General features: G+C 28.6%; 18 protein-coding genes. 6 read left to right on the top strand and 12 right to left on the bottom strand.

The genetic code is table 11. The features are described from left to right. Genes ybeY through AC5SL4_RS06955 form a run of 5 tightly spaced genes read right to left on the bottom strand, consistent with a single transcriptional unit; the run spans position 1 to position 3,610 of the window. Complete coding sequence (gene ybeY / locus AC5SL4_RS06975; RefSeq protein ID WP_011281671.1) at positions 1-462, bottom strand: rRNA maturation RNase YbeY; 462 nt, start codon at positions 460-462, stop codon at positions 1-3. Then, positions 455-1,456: a PhoH family protein gene (locus AC5SL4_RS06970; protein WP_011281670.1), complete on the bottom strand. Its 1,002-nt coding sequence runs from the start codon at positions 1,454-1,456 to the stop codon at positions 455-457. Before AC5SL4_RS06970 ends, ybeY begins: the two co-directional genes overlap by 8 nt. A gap of 2 nt (positions 1,457-1,458) precedes the next feature. Next, the gene (gene miaB / locus AC5SL4_RS06965; RefSeq protein WP_494587323.1) at positions 1,459-2,826 is read right to left on the bottom strand and encodes a tRNA (N6-isopentenyl adenosine(37)-C2)-methylthiotransferase MiaB; all 1,368 of its coding nucleotides are present in this window, start codon (positions 2,824-2,826) and stop codon (positions 1,459-1,461) included. After that, positions 2,804-3,214: a Fur family transcriptional regulator gene (locus tag AC5SL4_RS06960; RefSeq protein ID WP_006997525.1), complete on the bottom strand. Its 411-nt coding sequence runs from the start codon at positions 3,212-3,214 to the stop codon at positions 2,804-2,806. The genes miaB and AC5SL4_RS06960 overlap by 23 nt, the downstream gene beginning before the upstream one ends. Positions 3,215-3,223: 9 nt before the next feature. Continuing rightward, the gene (locus AC5SL4_RS06955; RefSeq protein WP_006997526.1) at positions 3,224-3,610 is read right to left on the bottom strand and encodes a peptidase M22; all 387 of its coding nucleotides are present in this window, start codon (positions 3,608-3,610) and stop codon (positions 3,224-3,226) included. A gap of 7 nt (positions 3,611-3,617) precedes the next feature. On the opposite strand from AC5SL4_RS06955, the gene AC5SL4_RS06950 reads away from it, so the two are divergent. Then, a complete protein-coding gene (locus tag AC5SL4_RS06950; RefSeq protein ID WP_006997527.1) occupies positions 3,618-4,616 on the top strand; it encodes a polysaccharide deacetylase family protein in 999 nt (332 codons plus the stop codon). Here AC5SL4_RS06950 and AC5SL4_RS06945 read toward each other — a convergent pair. Beyond that, complete coding sequence (locus AC5SL4_RS06945) at positions 4,613-5,536, bottom strand: glucosaminidase domain-containing protein (RefSeq protein WP_494587322.1); 924 nt, start codon at positions 5,534-5,536, stop codon at positions 4,613-4,615. The two genes, AC5SL4_RS06950 and AC5SL4_RS06945, sit on opposite strands and share 4 nt — an antisense overlap. A gap of 19 nt (positions 5,537-5,555) precedes the next feature. Between AC5SL4_RS06945 and AC5SL4_RS06940 the strand changes: the two genes are divergently transcribed. Further along, positions 5,556-5,696 carry a hypothetical protein gene (locus AC5SL4_RS06940; protein ID WP_494587321.1) on the top strand — a complete coding sequence of 47 codons (141 nt, stop codon included), beginning with the start codon at positions 5,556-5,558 and terminating at the stop codon, positions 5,694-5,696. A gap of 33 nt (positions 5,697-5,729) precedes the next feature. Here AC5SL4_RS06940 and AC5SL4_RS06935 read toward each other — a convergent pair whose 3' ends face one another. Genes AC5SL4_RS06935 through murJ form a run of 3 tightly spaced genes read right to left on the bottom strand, consistent with a single transcriptional unit; the run spans position 5,730 to position 8,855 of the window. Continuing rightward, the gene (locus AC5SL4_RS06935) at positions 5,730-6,272 is read right to left on the bottom strand and encodes a NifU family protein (protein ID WP_006997529.1); all 543 of its coding nucleotides are present in this window, start codon (positions 6,270-6,272) and stop codon (positions 5,730-5,732) included. 53 nt (positions 6,273-6,325) lie between these two features. Then, on the bottom strand, positions 6,326-7,327 hold the full coding sequence (gene trpS / locus AC5SL4_RS06930; RefSeq protein ID WP_006997530.1) for a tryptophan--tRNA ligase: 1,002 nt from the start codon (positions 7,325-7,327) through the stop codon (positions 6,326-6,328). A gap of 1 nt (position 7,328) precedes the next feature. Beyond that, a complete protein-coding gene (gene murJ / locus AC5SL4_RS06925; protein WP_006997531.1) occupies positions 7,329-8,855 on the bottom strand; it encodes a murein biosynthesis integral membrane protein MurJ in 1,527 nt (508 codons plus the stop codon). A gap of 50 nt (positions 8,856-8,905) precedes the next feature. Here murJ and AC5SL4_RS06920 point away from each other — a divergent pair, with 50 nt between their 5' ends. Then, positions 8,906-11,194: an NADP-dependent malic enzyme gene (locus tag AC5SL4_RS06920; RefSeq protein ID WP_006997533.1), complete on the top strand. Its 2,289-nt coding sequence runs from the start codon at positions 8,906-8,908 to the stop codon at positions 11,192-11,194. Here AC5SL4_RS06920 and AC5SL4_RS06915 read toward each other — a convergent pair. Beyond that, the gene (locus tag AC5SL4_RS06915) at positions 11,191-11,784 is read right to left on the bottom strand and encodes a BON domain-containing protein (protein ID WP_494587320.1); all 594 of its coding nucleotides are present in this window, start codon (positions 11,782-11,784) and stop codon (positions 11,191-11,193) included. The two genes, AC5SL4_RS06920 and AC5SL4_RS06915, sit on opposite strands and share 4 nt — an antisense overlap. Next, complete coding sequence (rsmI, locus tag AC5SL4_RS06910) at positions 11,774-12,637, bottom strand: 16S rRNA (cytidine(1402)-2'-O)-methyltransferase (RefSeq protein WP_494587319.1); 864 nt, start codon at positions 12,635-12,637, stop codon at positions 11,774-11,776. The genes AC5SL4_RS06915 and rsmI overlap by 11 nt, the downstream gene beginning before the upstream one ends. A 32-nt stretch (positions 12,638-12,669) precedes the next feature. Here rsmI and AC5SL4_RS06905 point away from each other — a divergent pair, with 32 nt between their 5' ends. Further along, positions 12,670-13,821 carry an ABC transporter substrate-binding protein gene (locus AC5SL4_RS06905; RefSeq protein WP_006997536.1) on the top strand — a complete coding sequence of 384 codons (1,152 nt, stop codon included), beginning with the start codon at positions 12,670-12,672 and terminating at the stop codon, positions 13,819-13,821. Here the strand turns inward: AC5SL4_RS06905 and rdgB are convergent. After that, on the bottom strand, positions 13,805-14,407 hold the full coding sequence (rdgB, locus tag AC5SL4_RS06900) for an RdgB/HAM1 family non-canonical purine NTP pyrophosphatase (RefSeq protein WP_006997537.1): 603 nt from the start codon (positions 14,405-14,407) through the stop codon (positions 13,805-13,807). The genes AC5SL4_RS06905 and rdgB overlap by 17 nt on opposite strands. 36 nt (positions 14,408-14,443) lie before the next feature. On the opposite strand from rdgB, the gene AC5SL4_RS06895 reads away from it, so the two are divergent. Beyond that, a complete protein-coding gene (locus tag AC5SL4_RS06895) occupies positions 14,444-15,079 on the top strand; it encodes a nucleotide exchange factor GrpE (protein WP_006997538.1) in 636 nt (211 codons plus the stop codon). 62 nt (positions 15,080-15,141) lie between these two features. Continuing rightward, positions 15,142-17,085, top strand: a complete 1,944-nt coding sequence (gene dnaK / locus AC5SL4_RS06890) for a molecular chaperone DnaK (protein WP_006997539.1) — start codon at positions 15,142-15,144, stop codon at positions 17,083-17,085. Positions 17,086-17,106: the final 21 nt, after the last annotated feature.

Genomic DNA, 17,106 nt, shown 5'->3' with positions numbered 1-17,106 from the left:
TTAAGCAACTTTTGTTTTAATGAATTTATAAATTAAATCTTCTTCTTTAATCATTTTTTTAAAATCTTTTAGTTTTATATGATCGTGTCCTAATAAATGAAGAAATCCATGAATAAAAATTTTAACGACTTTTTGTTTAAACTCTAAAATGCTTATATTTTTTGGTTTATTCATAAACTCATAGCTAATTACTATATCACCGAGATAATTTGATTTTTTTGGGTTAAATTTTTTCTCAAATGGAAATGATAATACATCTGTAGGTTTATTTTTATTTCTAAAATCTTTATTAAGCTTTTTAATATTCTTATTATTTGAAAGTAAAATTGTTAGATTTATTTTTTTACCAATAAATTTATATTTTTTTGGAAAAAATTTTAGAATAGAATTAAAAAAAGTTTTATTTCTTTTGATTTTTTTGCTCCAGAGAGTGCACTCCGAAACTACATCAATTTTAATCATTTTCTTGGTCAGAGTACGCTTTTACAATCTTAGATACCAAAGGATGTCTCACCACATCTGAATGATCAAAATCTACAACTGAAATTTCTTTTAAGTGCCCAAGTAATTTCTTAGATCTACTTAGGCCTGACATGTTTTTATTTGGAAGATCTATTTGAGAAGGATCACCATTTATAACAATTTTAGAATTCTCACCTATACGTGTTAAAAACATCTTAATTTGAGTATCTGTTGCATTTTGGGCTTCATCTAAAATTGCAAAAGAATTCTTTAACGTTCTTCCTCTCATGAAAGCAAGTGGTGCTATTTCAATATCACCAATTTCAATCATTCTCTGTATTTTTTCGAAATCAAATAAATCATAGAGAGAATCATATAGAGGCCTTAAATAAGGATCTACTTTCTCCTTCATATCTCCTGGTAAAAAACCAAGTCTCTCACCAGCTTCTACTGCTGGTCTTGATAGAATAATTCTTTCAATCTTTTTATCAAGCAACATAGTTAATCCAACTGCTACTGCTAAAAAAGTTTTACCTGTTCCTGCAGGGCCTGCAGATATGACAATATCACTTTGTCTTAAAGCTCTAACATATTCTTTTTGTCTCTCTGATCTAGGGATAACAGATTTTTTTGGTGTTTTAATTATATCAGAAACATTTTGATTTTTTACTTTTTCTTCAATCATAAATTTATCTATAGATGAGATTATATCTTTTTTCTCAATACTGCCATTGTTAATAAATTGATTTGCAAGAAATTGAATAGCATTTTTTGTAATTTCGTTTTGTTCTGGGGTTGATTTTATTAAAATAGAATTTCCCCTTGAATAAAGATTTGTATTAGTAATTTTTTCAAGTTCTTTTAAATTTTCATTAAACTCACCAACAACTCCCATTAATAAATCATTATCATGGAAGATAACACTTAAAGAGTTATTATCAGAGTATACAAATTTTAATGTTGAATTAATTTTTTTTGAAACTGTATTATTCAATTTTAAGCTACCTTTTTTTTAGAGCTTTCAGTTAATTTTCCAAAAAGACTATTTTGATTGCTACTTGTTATTTCGACTTGCACAAGTTTTCCAATATTTTCTATATTCCCATCAAAAATTACTGATGTCATATATTCTGTTCTGCCAAATAACTTAATCCCATCTTTCATTTTATTTTCTACTAGAACATTTAAAATTTTATTTTCTAAAGATTTATTTTTTTTTATTTGGTTATTAAATAATTTCTCCTGAATTATCTCTAATCTTTGTTTAGATTTTTTTTGATCCACGAGTGTTAAATTTGCAGCAACGGTTCCTGGTCTTGGGCTAAAGATAAACGAATAAGAGTTGATAAATTTTACTTTTTCAATTAGTTCCATTGTCATTTTAAAATCTTGCTCATCTTCTTCTGGATATCCAATAATAAAATCACTAGAAAACTCAATTTTTGGGTTAATCTTCCTTAATTTTTCATAAACTAGCAGGTATTCTTCAATGGTGTGTTTTCTATTCATTAGATTTAAAATTTTATTTGATCCACTTTGTACTGGTAAATGTACAAGGGGCATCAGTTTAGATGATGTCTTATAAACATTAATCAAATCATCTGTCATATCCTTAGGATGAGATGTTGTGTATCGAATTCTTTCAAGTTTATCAAAGCTATCAAGTTTGATTAACAAATCTGATAGTCTATATTCTTTACCTTCCTCATCATAACTGTATGCGTTTACATTTTGACCTAACAAGATAATTTCTTTTGCACCACTTTGAACCAATTCTTTTGCTTCATTTATGATTTGGTCAAAAGGTCTGGAGTATTCTGGTCCACGAGTATAAGGCACTACACAAAAATGACAGAATTTATCACAACCTTCTTGGATTGTTAAAAATGAAGAGACTTTACTGTCTTTATTTTTAATCTGACTTAAATAATTAAATTTAGAAATTGTATCAAATTCTGTTTCTTCCTCTTTTTTTTTGTTTTTTAAATGATTTAATATTGCCTCATTTATTTTATGGTAAGACTGTGGACCAATTACAATATCAATATAAGGTTCTCTTTTTAACATTTCTTGATTTTCAGCTTGAGCAACACAACCAGCAACAATTACAATTGGTTTTTTTTTCTCTCTAAAAATTTTTTTGACTCTTCCTATTTCATGGTAAACCTTTTCTTTTGCTTTATCACGAATATGACAGGTGTTTAAAAGATAACAATTTGCATCCTCATATTTTTCAGTTTTTTCAAAGCCTATTTTTTTTACAGTATCAAATATACGATTTGAATCGTATTCATTCATTTGACAACCGAAAGTTTTAATAAAAATTTTTTTTAACATTGTGTTAGGATTTTTTTTTAACCCCATATAATTCTAATTTGTGATCAACCAATCGATAACCGTATTTATCAGCAATTTTTTCTTGTAGCTTTTCTATCTCTTCATCCACAAATTCAATAATTTCTCCTGATTTAACATCAATTAAATGATCATGATGTCCTTCATTTAATTCCTCGTATCTAGCTTTGCCTCCTTTAAAATCGTGTTTAGCTAAAATTCCAGACTCCTCAAAAAGTTTTACTGTTCTATATACTGTGGCAATACTTATTTTTGGATCAATCTTTGAAACTCTATTATATAGTTCATCTACATCTGGATGGTCATTAGACTCTGACATTACTTTTGCGATAATTTTTCTTTGATCCGTTAGTTTAACTCCTTTAGCTAAACATTTTTGTTCAATATTTTCTGACATTTTTTAATTTTAACTTAAATAAATAGGATTAATCAAATTCTTTTTAATTTTAAATTTTTCACATAAACTAGGGACTTCTTCATACTTAACTTCTTTAAATCCTTTAAAATCTTCAAAACTAAAACAATAATAATTGATTTTTTTTGTTAGAAATAAAGCTTTAATTGTCGCTAATGAATTTCTAATTCCTGCAAAACTACCAGGTCCTCTGTTAACATAAATAATATCAATTTGATCTAAAGTAGAGGAATTTACCTTTAAAAAATCATTAATTAAGATCATTAATTTTTCAAAATTAATTTTACTATTTTCATGAGTACAAGTATAAATATTTTCACTAACTATGAGTGTTAAAAAAATTTTATCTCTTGTGGCATCTACTATTAAATTTTTCATTATAATAATGTTATTTGCTATCAATTCTAAAGCAGAAGAAAATAATATCAAATATTATTCTGAAGATAGTGGCATTCTTTCTTTGATGTATCACCGATTTGATGAAAATAAGTATCCTTCAACAAATATACAAATGGATATTTTCAAAGAACAAATGTCTATAATCAATACCTCAAATTATAAATTTTTTGATCCACAATATTTACAAAAAGAATTTAATTTTCCAAAAAATAAAAAAGAAATACTTATCACTGTAGATGATGCATTCTTATCTTTTTATAAAATTGCGTGGCCATATTTGAAAAGAGAGAAAATTCCTTTTATTTTATTTGTTTCAACTGAAACTGTAGGTAAAACTGGCTATATGAGTTGGCAACAAATACAAGAAGTAGAAAAAGAGTCATATGCTTACATTGGCAATCATTCACATTCTCATAATTACCTGGTTGATATGAAAGCAAAAAATTTTTTGGCTGATATTAATACTTCAATTGAAATTTTTAATCAGAACTTAGGTTATAACCCAATCTTTTTTTCATACCCATTTGGGGAGTATAGCAAAACTATTAAAGATTTTATTTCCAAAAATTTTGATTTTGCTTTTGGACAACATTCTGGTGTTATTGATATTAATAAAGATCCTCATGAATTACCCAGATTCCCAATTAATGAAAAATATGGTGACTTAGAAAGATTCAAATTTTTGATTAATCTTGGGCCACTTCCATACAAATCTTTAAACCCTGAAGACAAGTATATTATCAATAACAATCCACCAAAATTATCTGTTGAATTTTTTGAAAATCAAAAAAATATAGAAAATATTAATTGTTTCTCTGATGAGGGTAGTGGATGGGATAGGTCAAATATTACTTTTAATAAAAATATACTAAACATAAATTTTAGAGAAAAATTTACATTCAGAAGAGGTAGAGTTAATTGTTCACTTAATGATGATGGAATATGGAGATGGTTTGGCGTTCAATTTTCAGTGAATCAAAATTAAATTAAACTTTCTAAATCTTTGCTAGATGGTAATAACTTTGCATCATCAAAATCTGTTAAATCATTTTGTCTAATAATTTGTTGTAAAATTTTAACATACTCTTTTCCTGTCTCCGCATATTTATCTAGGTATTCAGTAAGAATCATACTGTCTAATTCCTTTCCTTCATCTCTCAATTCTGCTCTTGCACTTCTAAAATCTTTATAAGATGAGTGTGTGTTTAAATTTCTTTGATAAGCTTTTACAGACGCCTGCAAAACCTTAAATCTCATAACTTTATGTGTACTATTATCTTCTGCATCGGCTGGTTTTATTCCTTCTCCACTCCACGTCCACTGACCAAACAATGCATTTCCCTCTTGAGCAAACCTTGATGTTCCCCAACCAGTCTCCTTTGCTGCTTGTGCAATTGCCATTGAAACAGGCACTTCATCCATTCTAATTTTCAATGTTGATAAATCTTTATTTACAACTCCATATTGTTTAAATTTTATGTTTAACCACTCTTGTTCTGTCTTTGTATTTTTGCTTTTATTTAAAATACTAAAGAGCTTTATTCTATCTAGTTTAATACTATTATTTTCATCAATGACTAAAGGCAAAATTATCTGAATGAATAAGTCTTTTCTTTTTTTAGTATTTTCTATTTTTCCAATTTCTTTTGGTAATAGATCTAAATTTATAGGCTTTACTAATTTATTTTCTCTAACATCTTTTAAATTATAATTTGTTGATTTAAAAAGTTCTTCAATTGTTGCAGCACTTAATAGTATGGCATCTGAGGGCTGTTCATCGAATGTTAAAACATCTTCATATAAAAACTTTTTATTTAATTGTTCATCTAGTTTTGTTGTTTTGTTTTCTAATAATTTTTTTAAATTATTCTTTGAATTATTTTCATAGTCCTTAGAAAGTATCATTTTTTCTTTTGTAAGATTAATGGCTAATGGAGCTATAAAAAAAATTGATATAATGATTAAACTTGATAAAAAAGTTCTTGAAAGATTATCTAGTCCACTTTTTTGTGCTTTTAATTTATTTTTTTTTTTAAATCTTTTGCAGTTTCAAAAAACGATGTAAGTTTTTTTCTAATAATTATTTCTTTTCTCATAACTATATTGCAACCACTTCTTTAACCTCAGGCAAATAGTGACATAAAAGATTTTGTACTCCTTGTTTTAAGGTCATTGTCGAGCTGGGACAACCAGAGCAGCTTCCCTGTAATTCTACCTTAACAATTCCATCTTTAAATTCTTTAAATTTAATATCACCACCATCTTTTGCAACAGCAGGTCTAATCTTTGATTCTAAGATACTTATAATTTGCTTTTCGATTTCAGTGTGTTCTTCTTTTTTTTCTCCAAGTAACTCATTGGCAATTACAAATTCTTTTCCTGTAGAATAAAAATCATTAATCAGTGAAATAGCTATATGTTTAATATCTTCCCAATTTACTTCTTCATTTTTATTTATAGATATAAAATCTTCTCCTAAAAATACGCCTGTAACCCCATTAATTGATAAAATATTTCTTACTAATTCATTGTCAGTTTCTTCTTTTTTTATCACTTCAAATGAGCCATTATTGGAAACTGTTTTTCCAGGTAAAAACTTTAGTGAATTTGGGTTTGGTGTTACTTCGGTTTGAATAAACATCTTTTTATATATAATGATTACTGAGAAAATTTAAACTAATTAATATAATCTTATTAAAAACCTACTAAATCTTTAATTTCTTTTATTTTTTTTGAAGCAATTTTATTAGCTTTATTAGAACCTTCTAAAAGAATTTTATCTAAATAACCTTCATCGTTTAATAATTTTTTTATTTCTTTTGAGATTGGGTCAATAGTTTCAATTAAAGTCTCTGATAACTTCTCCTTAAACTCTGAAAAATTTTTTTCTTTAAATTCAATAATAGATTTTTCTAAATTTTGATTTTTTAAACTTGAATAGATCCCTAATAAATTTTCTGCTTCTGGTCTCTCATTTAAATCTTTAATATCTGAAGGAAGTGGCAAAGGATCCGTTTTTGCTTTTTTAATTTTATTTAAAATCTCTTCGCTATTATCTGTAAGATTAATTCTGCTCAAATCTGAAGGATCTGATTTGCTCATTTTTTTTAAACCATCTTTAAGACTCATTATTCTAGAAAACTCTTTCTGTATTAAGGGCTCTGGAACTTTTAAAAAATCTGTTGCATTAAAATCGTTATTAAATTTTTGTGCTATATCTCTACAAAGTTCTAAGTGTTGTTTTTGATCATCACCAACAGGAACATGAGTTGCGTCATACAACAGGATATCAGCAGCCATTAATACAGGATAGGAGTAAAGGCCAATACTAGCTTTTTCCTTATCTTTTCCAGCTTTTTCCTTAAACTGAGTCATTCTATTAAGCCAACCAATTCTTGAAACACAACTTAATATCCATGCGGCTTCAGAGTGAGCTGGAACCATTGATTGATTAAAAATTATACTTTTGTTAGGATCTATTCCACTTGCAATAAATGTTGCTGCAGTTTCTCTTATATTCTTTTTTAGTTCCTTAGGATCTTGTTTTACTGTAATTGCATGAAGGTCAACTACACAAAAAATACACTCATTTTCTTTTTCATTTTGGAGTTTTACAAAATTTTTAATTGCTCCGAGATAGTTTCCTAAATGTAGGTTGCCAGTAGGTTGTACTCCAGAAAAAATTTTTTTAATCATATCAATAGTTTAAATTAATATCAGTTCTTTTAAAAGCCTTGATTAAAACTGCAATGAAAAAATAAAATATAAGACCAGTAATAACAGCACCCACTAAATAGATCGCTTTAAAATTTTCCTGATAGGATAATTCATTATTAAAAAAATAAATTATATAATTAAAAAATATTCCCATAATCACTGATGTTGTTAAAATTTTAACTAATCTATCTATAAAGATAAGATTAAAATTGAAAAAACTTTCTTTTTTTAAAAAGATAAACAATAGCAATGCATTAAACCAAGATGAAATGGTAGTTGCGATTGGTATGATTATAAAACCAATTTGTTTAAAAAAAATAACACTTATAAATATATTTAATAAAACAGATAATAATGAAATATAAAACGGTATTTTTGTATTATGTCTTGCGAAAAAAAATGTCGAAAAAACTTTTATTAATGAAAAAGCAGGCAAACCAATTGCAAAATAAAATAGAGCTTTTGCTGAATTCTTAACACTTAACTCATCAAAAGAACCATAGCCAAATAATGAAGAAATAATTTCTTCTGAGGCAATTAATAATGCAACTGTTGCTGGGATACTCAAGAATAGACTAAGTTCTAAAGCTTTATTTTGAATTAAGTTTATTTTATCTTTCTTTTGACTTTTAACATATTTGGATAGTTGGGGTAAAATAACTGTACCAATTGCAATTCCAGCAATGGCTAAATTTATTTGATAAACTCTATCAGCATAATAAAGGTAAGAAACCGCACCAGCTTGAAAAGATGCAATAATTGTTCCTACTAGAATATTTATTTGAGTAACACCTGATGAAAAAATACTTGGTAATAATTTTTTAAAAAAGTTTTTAATTTTTTTATCAATGTTAATTTTAAATTTAATCTTAGGTGAAAAATTTTTTTTTACAAAAAAGTATAGAAAAATAAATTGTACAACGCCTGAAATGGTTACTGCATAAGATAAATAATAAACAAGATTATCGTCTAATATTTTTGCAAATAACAAAACTCCAATTAAAAGTATATTTAAAATAATTGGAGCAGCGGACGCTATTGCAAATTTATTATGTGAATTTAAAATTGCAGAAAAAAATGATGCTAAACTTATAAAAATTAAAAATGGGAAGGTAATTCTTGTTAAGGTTATAGCTAGTTCCATTTTATCATAATCACCTTCAAAACCTGGTGCAATTAGATAAACAAATAAAGGCATCAATATCTCTACAATCAGAACTAAAACTATTAGGCCTAGGGTGAGTAGATTAAAAATACTATTAGCGAAGTTTTGTGCTTTTTTTTTATTATTCAATAATGATGAGTAGCTCGGAACAAAAGCCGCATTAAATGTTCCTTCAGAAAATAACCTTCTAAAAGTATTGGGAATTCTAAACGCCACAAAAAAAGCATCTGCTAAAATTCCAGTTCCAAGGAATACTGCTATTAAAATATCTCTTAAATAGCCCAGTAACCTACTAATTATTGTAAAAAAGCTAAACGTGCTTGTTGACTTAATAAGGTTCATAAATCATATTAGTCTTAAATTTGCTCCATTTGTATATCTAATTAACATAAATGAAAAAAACTAAAATAGATCATTATACTGATAAAGAAGCTCTAGAATTCCACAGCTTAAATAAGCCAGGAAAAATAGAAATAAATTCTTCAAAACCAATGACAACTAAGAGGGATTTGGCATTAGCTTATTCTCCTGGTGTTGCAGTTCCAGTTCAAGCAATCGCTGACGATCCAGAGACAGCATACGATTATACATCTAAAGGAAATTTAGTTGCAGTGATAAGTAATGGCTCAGCTATTTTAGGAATGGGTAATTTAGGAGCACTTGCATCTAAACCTGTCATGGAGGGAAAGGCAGTTTTATTTAAAAGATTTGCCGATATAGATTCTATTGACTTAGAAATTGACTCACAAGATTCTGATGAAATTATTAATAGTATTAAAAACTTTGCATGCAGTTTTGGTGGTATTAACTTAGAAGATATCGCAGCTCCTGATTGTTTTATAATTGAAGAAAAATTAAAAGAAATTTTAGATATTCCAGTTTTTCATGACGATCAACATGGAACAGCAATAATAACTACAGCTGCATTAATTAACGCCCTAGATATTAGTGGCAAATCAATAAAAGACATTAAAGTTGTTGTAAATGGAGCAGGTGCATCAGCAATTGCTTGTACAAATTTATTTAAAAATAGTGGTGTACCTAGTGAAAATGTAATCATGCTTGATCGTAAAGGAGTGGTCTATAGAGGTAGAACTGAGGGAATGGACCAGTGGAAATCTGCCCATGCAGTAGAAACTAAAAAAAGAACTTTAGAAGAAGCTATAAATGGAGCTGACGTATTTTTAGGATTATCTGCCAAAGGAGCTTTGAAAAAAGAGTTAGTAAAAACTATGGCTAAGAACCCAATAATTTTTGCCTGCGCAAATCCTGATCCTGAAATAACACCTGAAGAAATAATGGAAGTTAGAGATGATGCCATTATTGCAACTGGAAGATCTGATTATCCCAATCAAGTAAACAATTTAATTGGTTTTCCTTATATTTTTAGAGGAGCATTAGACGTAAGAGCTACAACTATTAATGAAGAAATGAAGGTTGCAGCTGCAAACGCAATTGCAAAATTAGCAAGAGAAGATGTTCCAGATGAAGTTGTTGCCGCAATGGGAGGAGATCGTCCTAAATATGGAAAGGATTATATAATTCCATCCACGTTTGATCCAAGACTGATTAGTGTAATTCCTGCAGCTGTTGCAAAAGCTGCTATGGATAGTGGTGTTGCAAAAAAACCTATAAAAGATTTTGAGGCTTATAGAGACCAACTCAAACAAAGGCTAGATCCCTCAGTAACTATTATGCAAGGTATTAACTCTCATATCAAAAAAAATCAAAAGAGAATTGTTTTTGCAGATGGAGAAGACGAAAACACTCTTAAGGCGGCAATTGCATTTAAAAATTCTAAATTAGGTACACCAATTTTAATTGGTAAAAAAAATAAAATTAAAGAAAGAATAAAAGAAATTGGCTACAATGAAAATTTTGATATCGAAATAATTAATTCTGAAGACACAACAAAAAGAGAGAAGTACGTAAACTTTTTATTTGAAAAATTGCAAAGAGAGAAAGGTCTTTTGGAAAGAGATTGTGATAGATTAGTTAGAAATGATAGGGTTATATGGGCATCTTGTATGGTTGCTTGTGGTGATGCAGATGGTGCTGTCACTGGAAATACTAGAAGATTTGGAGCTTCTTTTGATAAAGTTACACAAGTTGTAGATGCTAGACCAGGTGAAATCATGTTTGGATTAAATATGGTTGTTGCTAAAGGAAAAACTATTTTTGTTGGAGACACGAGTGTAAATGAATATCCAAGTTCAGAGGAGCTTGCAGAAATTGCAATTTCATCAGCTAGAGTAGTTAAAATGTTTGGCTTTGTTCCAAAAGTAGCTTTTGTTTCTCACTCTACTTTTGGTCAACCTCTAACAAGTAGAACTAAACATATAAAAAAGGCTGTTGAAATTTTAAAAGATAAAAATGTAGATTTTGATTTTGATGGGGACATGCAGCCAGATGTTGCCTTAAATGAAGAATACAAAGAATTATATCCTTTCTCAAGTATTGTTGGAAATGCAAATATATTAATAATGCCAGGCCAACACAGTGCCGCTATTTCTTATAAAATGATGAAAAGCTTAGGTGATACAAAAGTTATTGGTCCTCTTTTAATTGGATTGGGTCAACCCATTGAAATAGCTCCTTTAAGGTCATCTACTTCAGAAATCATAAATTTAGCATCAGTTGCTGCCTACTCTGCTGATGTAATTGATTATAAAAAGAGTTAATTTTTTTGAATTCTTAAATCTTCAACCAAGACAATACTTGCAATAACATCTTCTACATCTAGTATTTCTTTTGCTTCATTTATTACTTCTTTTCTTTCTTCTGTGGTTAAAGAAATCCCATAAATAAATATTTTTTTCTTATAAGTGTCGATTTGATAATTGGTTGCTTTAATTTTTTTGTTAAATATTAAAGCAGTACGAAGTTGGGATGTAATTAACAAATCTTTAGCAGATTGTTGAAAATTAAAATCTTCTTTTATTTTAATATCATTTTTAACTGACCTGGCACCTTTTGTTTCCCATGCAAGTTTAGTAATTTGAAGTTTTTCTTCAGGATCATCTACTTTTCCTGTTACAAATATTTTTCCATCTAAAACTTTTGTGCTAACAGCTAAGATATAGCTCTTGTCTCTTAGGGCTAATCTTGCAGCTAAATTTTTTTGCATTACAGAATCGTCTATTTGGGTCCCTAAAGATCTTGGATCAAACGCAACACTAACACCTGTTCCAAAAACTCCTTTTGAGCTAATCCCAACACATCCTGTTAAAATTAAAAAAATTAAACTTATTAAAAATATTTTATTTTTCATTTTTTATTTTTAGACAATAATTGTAAATTTCTTTTTTTGATACATTAGTATTTTGGCTAATTAAATCTGTAATATCTTTTATGCTTAGTTTTTTAATTAATTTTTGAATAGTCATTTTATCAGATTCTTTTAATATTATCGATGAATTTTTTTCTTTTACCTTTTCAGAAATAACAATTGTTAACTCTCCTTTGGGATCAGATTTAAATGGTTCAAGTGTCTCCACATCTGTTCTTATATATTCCTCATAAAATTTGGTCATTTCTCTGCAAACCAAAATTTTTCTATTTGCAAAGTAACGTTTTAAATCTTTTATCGATCTATTAAATTTTCGTGGAGAAATAAAAAAAACAATACAGCACTCTAAATTTGCAAGCCTTTCGAAATCTTCATTTAATTTGCTATTTTTATCTGGAAAAAAACCATAAAAAAAATATTTTTCATTAAATCCACTTATGGAAACTGCAGAAGAAACAGCTGACGCACCCGGAATTGGAAAGATATCTATTTCGTTAATAGCACATTCATTGACTAATATAGCTCCTGGATCTGAGATAGATGGAGTTCCAGCGTCAGAAATCAAAGAAACGACCGATCCTGATTTTAAAATATCAATTACTTTCGATAAATTTTTTTTTTCATTAAATTTATGATTTGCAATAAGTTTTGATTTAATTTCATACCGTTCTAATAAATTTTTTGAAATACGTGTGTCCTCACACAGTACATAATCCGATTTTTTTAATACTTCTAGGGCTCTTAAAGTGATGTCGCTTAAATTCCCAATAGGAGTAGATACAATATAAAGACCACTTTTAACTTTATTATTTATATTTTCAGTATGTAGAATCATCAAATTATAATAGTTATAATAATAACATTAAAATGAACAAAATTATTAAAATTATACTTTTTTTAGCTTTTGGTTTCTTAATTACTCCAGTAGCACTCTTGGCAAATGAGAAAATTAGGATTGGTCTTCTTGTCCCTTTAACTGGAAAGAACTCTGAAATAGGACAATCTATAATTAAATCTACACGTCTTGCAATCAATACAATAAACAATGCATCAATTGAGATTATACCAAAAGATACACAATCAAACCCTGAGGTAACTTTAGTGGTAGCCAAAGAGTTGGCTAATTCAGGAATAAAAATTGTTGTTGGTCCAGTTTTTAACGAAAGTCTAATTTACCTGGATGAGTTAAGTGAATTAACATTCTTGGCTCTAACGAATAAGAATGATAATTTTTCCAAAAACATTATTAACGCTGGAATTAATGCAACTTCACAACTAAATGCAATTAAGAAGTTTATAGAATTAAACGAAATAAAAAAAACTATCTTTCTTACTCCAGATGTAAGTTTTAAAAATGAAATTGAAAAAGCTATTTCTAATTCTAAAATAAAAACATTAGAAAATTATATTTATAATACTGACCCGACTAAACTTACCAAACAAATTGAAAAAATTACACGTTATGAAATTAGAAAACAAAACCTTGAAGATGAAATAAATAGACTAGAGAAATCGGAACAAAGCAATAAAGAGCTCTTAATTGAAAGGTTAAAAAAGAGAGATACTCTTGGTAGTGTAAAATTTGACTCAGTGGTAATTTCTGATTTTGATGAAAGTTTAAAAAGTGTAACAACTTCCCTGCTTTATACGGATATAACTCCTAAAGAAAAATATTTTATTACTCTTAATCAATGGTTTGATGAGTCTCTTTTAAAAGAGACAAGCTCACAACCCTTGTATTTTCCTTCTGCAAATAAAGATAATTATGATGAATTTTCTAATGAATATTTTGAAAAATATAATCAGTACCCTAATCAATTGTCATTTTTAAGTTATGACTTGGTTGGGCTTGTGTATTATTTAATTCTTCAAAACGAATCTGTTATTGATAAAAAAATGTTTACTAAAAAAACCTTGTTTAAAGGAAAGGTTGGAGTTTTTGAAATTAAAAACAATAAAATTAATCATATTTTAAATTTTTATAAAGCTGAAGATGGAGAATTTAAAAAAGTTTTTTAATTTTTTTAAAAGCTTTAAATCTATGATCTATTTTATATTTCTGTGATGCTCTCATTTCACCAAATGTAATTTTTTTTCCAAGTGGTATGAAAATAGGATCATAACCAAAACCATTTTTACCTTTTATAACTGGTGAAATAAAACCTTCAACCCTTCCAATAGAATTTATTATTTCTTTATTTTTATTATAAATGGTTAAGGCACAAATAAACCTGGCCTTAATTTTTTTCTCTCGCCAATTTTTGTCTTTTTTATCTAACTCCTTAAAAACTCTATTCATTGCTTTTTTAAAATCGCCTTTTTTACCTCCCCATCTAGCTGAATAAATTCCAGGATCTCCATCTAAAACATCTATTTCTAAGCCTGAGTCATCAGATAGACATGTCATTTTTGATTTTTTAGAAAAAAATTTAGCTTTGATTAAAGAGTTTTCCTTAAATGTCTTGCCATTTTCAGGAGGGCTTTTTATTTTAAAGTCCTGTGGAGAGTATATTTCAACATTTTTAGGCAATAAATCCTTAATTTCTCTTAATTTTCCTTTATTATTAGTGCCTACCAACAATTTTATAATTTTATTCTTTAACATCTAGCAATTATCAAATTTCATACCATATAAGTTGTCATGGAAAAAGATCAAAACATTAATTCTGAAAACCAAAATGAAGAAATTAAAGAGAGTGAAGCTGAGGAGCAAAACCAAGTAGAACAAGAAATTTCAGCTGATAAAACTGAAGAGGCAAAAGAGGTTACACCTGAAGAAAAAATTAAGGAGTTAGAAGATAAACTTACAAGAACTTTTGCTGAAATGGAAAATCAAAGAAGAAGATTTGAAAAGGAAAAAGATGATGCTTTTGATTATGGTGGATTTTCTTTTGCAAAAGAAGCTTTAAATTTAATTGATAATCTTGAAAGGTCAAAACAAATTTTAGAAAGTGATGAAGTATTAAAAGATACTGAAGCTTTAAAAAAAACTTTAGAGCATTTTGAAATTATTAGTAAAGATATGGTGTCGATTTTTTCAAAAAATGGAATTACACCTGTTGTTTCTATTGGTAAAAAATTGGATCCCAATCAACACCAAGCTATGATGGAAATTGATGACGATCAAAAAGAACCTGGAACAATAGTTCAGGAAATTCAAAAAGGTTTTATGATGAAAGATAGACTTTTAAGACCAGCATTAGTCGGAGTTTCAAAAAAAACTAAAACTCCAGATGATCAAAAAAGTGAGGAAAATAAAGAAAATTCAGACAATTAATTATAATTGTAAGAACTTGTAGATTGAAAATTAACACTTATATGAAGGAAAGGAATTAAATTATGAGCAAAATTATAGGAATAGATTTAGGAACAACAAATTCATGCGTGTCTATCATGGAAGGTAGTCAGCCAAAAGTTTTAGAAAATGCTGAGGGTGCAAGAACAACTCCTTCGGTTGTAGCTTTTACTGAGGATGGGGAAAAACTTGTAGGTCAACCTGCAAAAAGACAAGCTGTAACTAACCCTGAAAATACTATTTTTGCTGTAAAAAGATTAATTGGAAGAAGTTTTGAAGACCCTACTGTAAAAAAAGATATTGCAGCTGCACCTTTTAAAATTGTGAATTCAGAAAAAGGAGATGCTTGGATTGAAGCTAAAGGGGAAAAATATTCACCTTCTCAAATTTCAGCTTTTATTCTTCAAAAGATGAAAGAAACAGCTGAAAAATATTTAGGCCAAGAAGTAACGAAAGCAGTAATCACGGTTCCTGCATATTTTAATGATGCTCAAAGACAGGCAACAAAAGATGCTGGTAAAATTGCTGGCCTTGAAGTTTTAAGAATTATTAACGAACCAACAGCAGCTTCTCTTGCTTACGGTTTAGATAAAAAACAAAATAAAAAAATAGCTGTTTATGACTTAGGTGGTGGAACTTTTGATGTTTCTATCCTTGAACTGGGTGATGGTGTATTTGAAGTTAAATCTACAAATGGAGATACATTTTTAGGTGGTGAAGACTTTGACAATACAATCGTTGATTACTTAATTGGTGAATTTAAAAAAGATTCTGGAATTGATTTAAGATCAGATAAATTGGCTCTTCAAAGATTAAAAGAAGCTGCTGAAAAAGCAAAAATTGAATTGTCTTCTGCAGAACAAACAGATGTTAATTTACCCTTTATAACAGCTGATAAAACTGGTCCAAAACATATCAATCTAAAAATGACTAGAGCAAAATTAGAAGCTTTGGTTGAAGATTTAATCTCAAGAACATTACCACCATGTAAAACTGCTCTTAAAGATGCAGGGCTTACTGCAAGTGAAATTGATGAAATTGTAATGGTTGGTGGAATGACAAGAATGCCTAAAGTTCTATCTGAAGTTAAAAACTTTTTTGGTAAAGAACCTAATAAAAGTGTAAACCCTGATGAAGTTGTAGCAATGGGTGCTGCAATCCAAGCTGGTGTTCTTCAAGGAGACGTTAAAGATGTCCTTCTTTTAGATGTAACACCTTTATCGCTTGGAATTGAAACATTAGGTGGGGTTTCAACAAAATTAATTGAAAAAAATACAACAATACCAACAAAAAAAAGCCAAGTATTTTCAACAGCTGATGACAATCAACCTGCCGTATCGATAAGAGTGCTTCAAGGTGAAAGAGAGATGGCATCTGACAATAAAATGTTAGGAAACTTTGAACTAGTTGGAATTGCGCCTGCTCCAAGAGGAGTGCCTCAAATAGAAGTAACTTTTGATATTGATGCAAATGGAATTGTGAGTGTTTCTGCTAAAGATAAAGGAACGGGAAAAGAACAAAAAATTCAAATCCAGGCCTCTGGTGGCTTAAGTGATGAAGAGATTGAAAAAATGGTAAAAGATGCTGAAGCAAATAAAGAAGAGGACAAAAAGAAAAGAGAATCTGTTGATGTTAGAAATCAAGCAGACACTCTTTTACACTCTACTGAAAAAAATCTAAAAGAGCATGGTGCCAAAGTTTCTGATGCTGATAAAAAAGCAATTGAAGATGCCTCAACTGACTTGAAAGAAGCTATTAAAGGAACTGATACCGAAGAAATTAAAAAGAAAACTGAAACTTTAGTTCAAGCCTCTATGAAGTTAGGTGAAGCAATTTATAAATCTCAAGAGAAAAAAGAAGGCTCACCAAAAGAAGGTGATAAAAATGATGAAGGAAAAAAAGACGATAATGTAGTTGATGCTGACTTTGAAGAAGTTAAAGAAGAAAGCAAAGAAGGCAAAGAAGAAGATAAAGAAAAAAGCGCCTAAGACTTACAGCAACTATCATCT

This window comes from Candidatus Pelagibacter sp. PS_02, from assembly GCF_059418065.1.
Note: the sequence above shows the minus strand (reverse complement) of the source record. Positions and strands in the feature narration are given on the sequence as shown.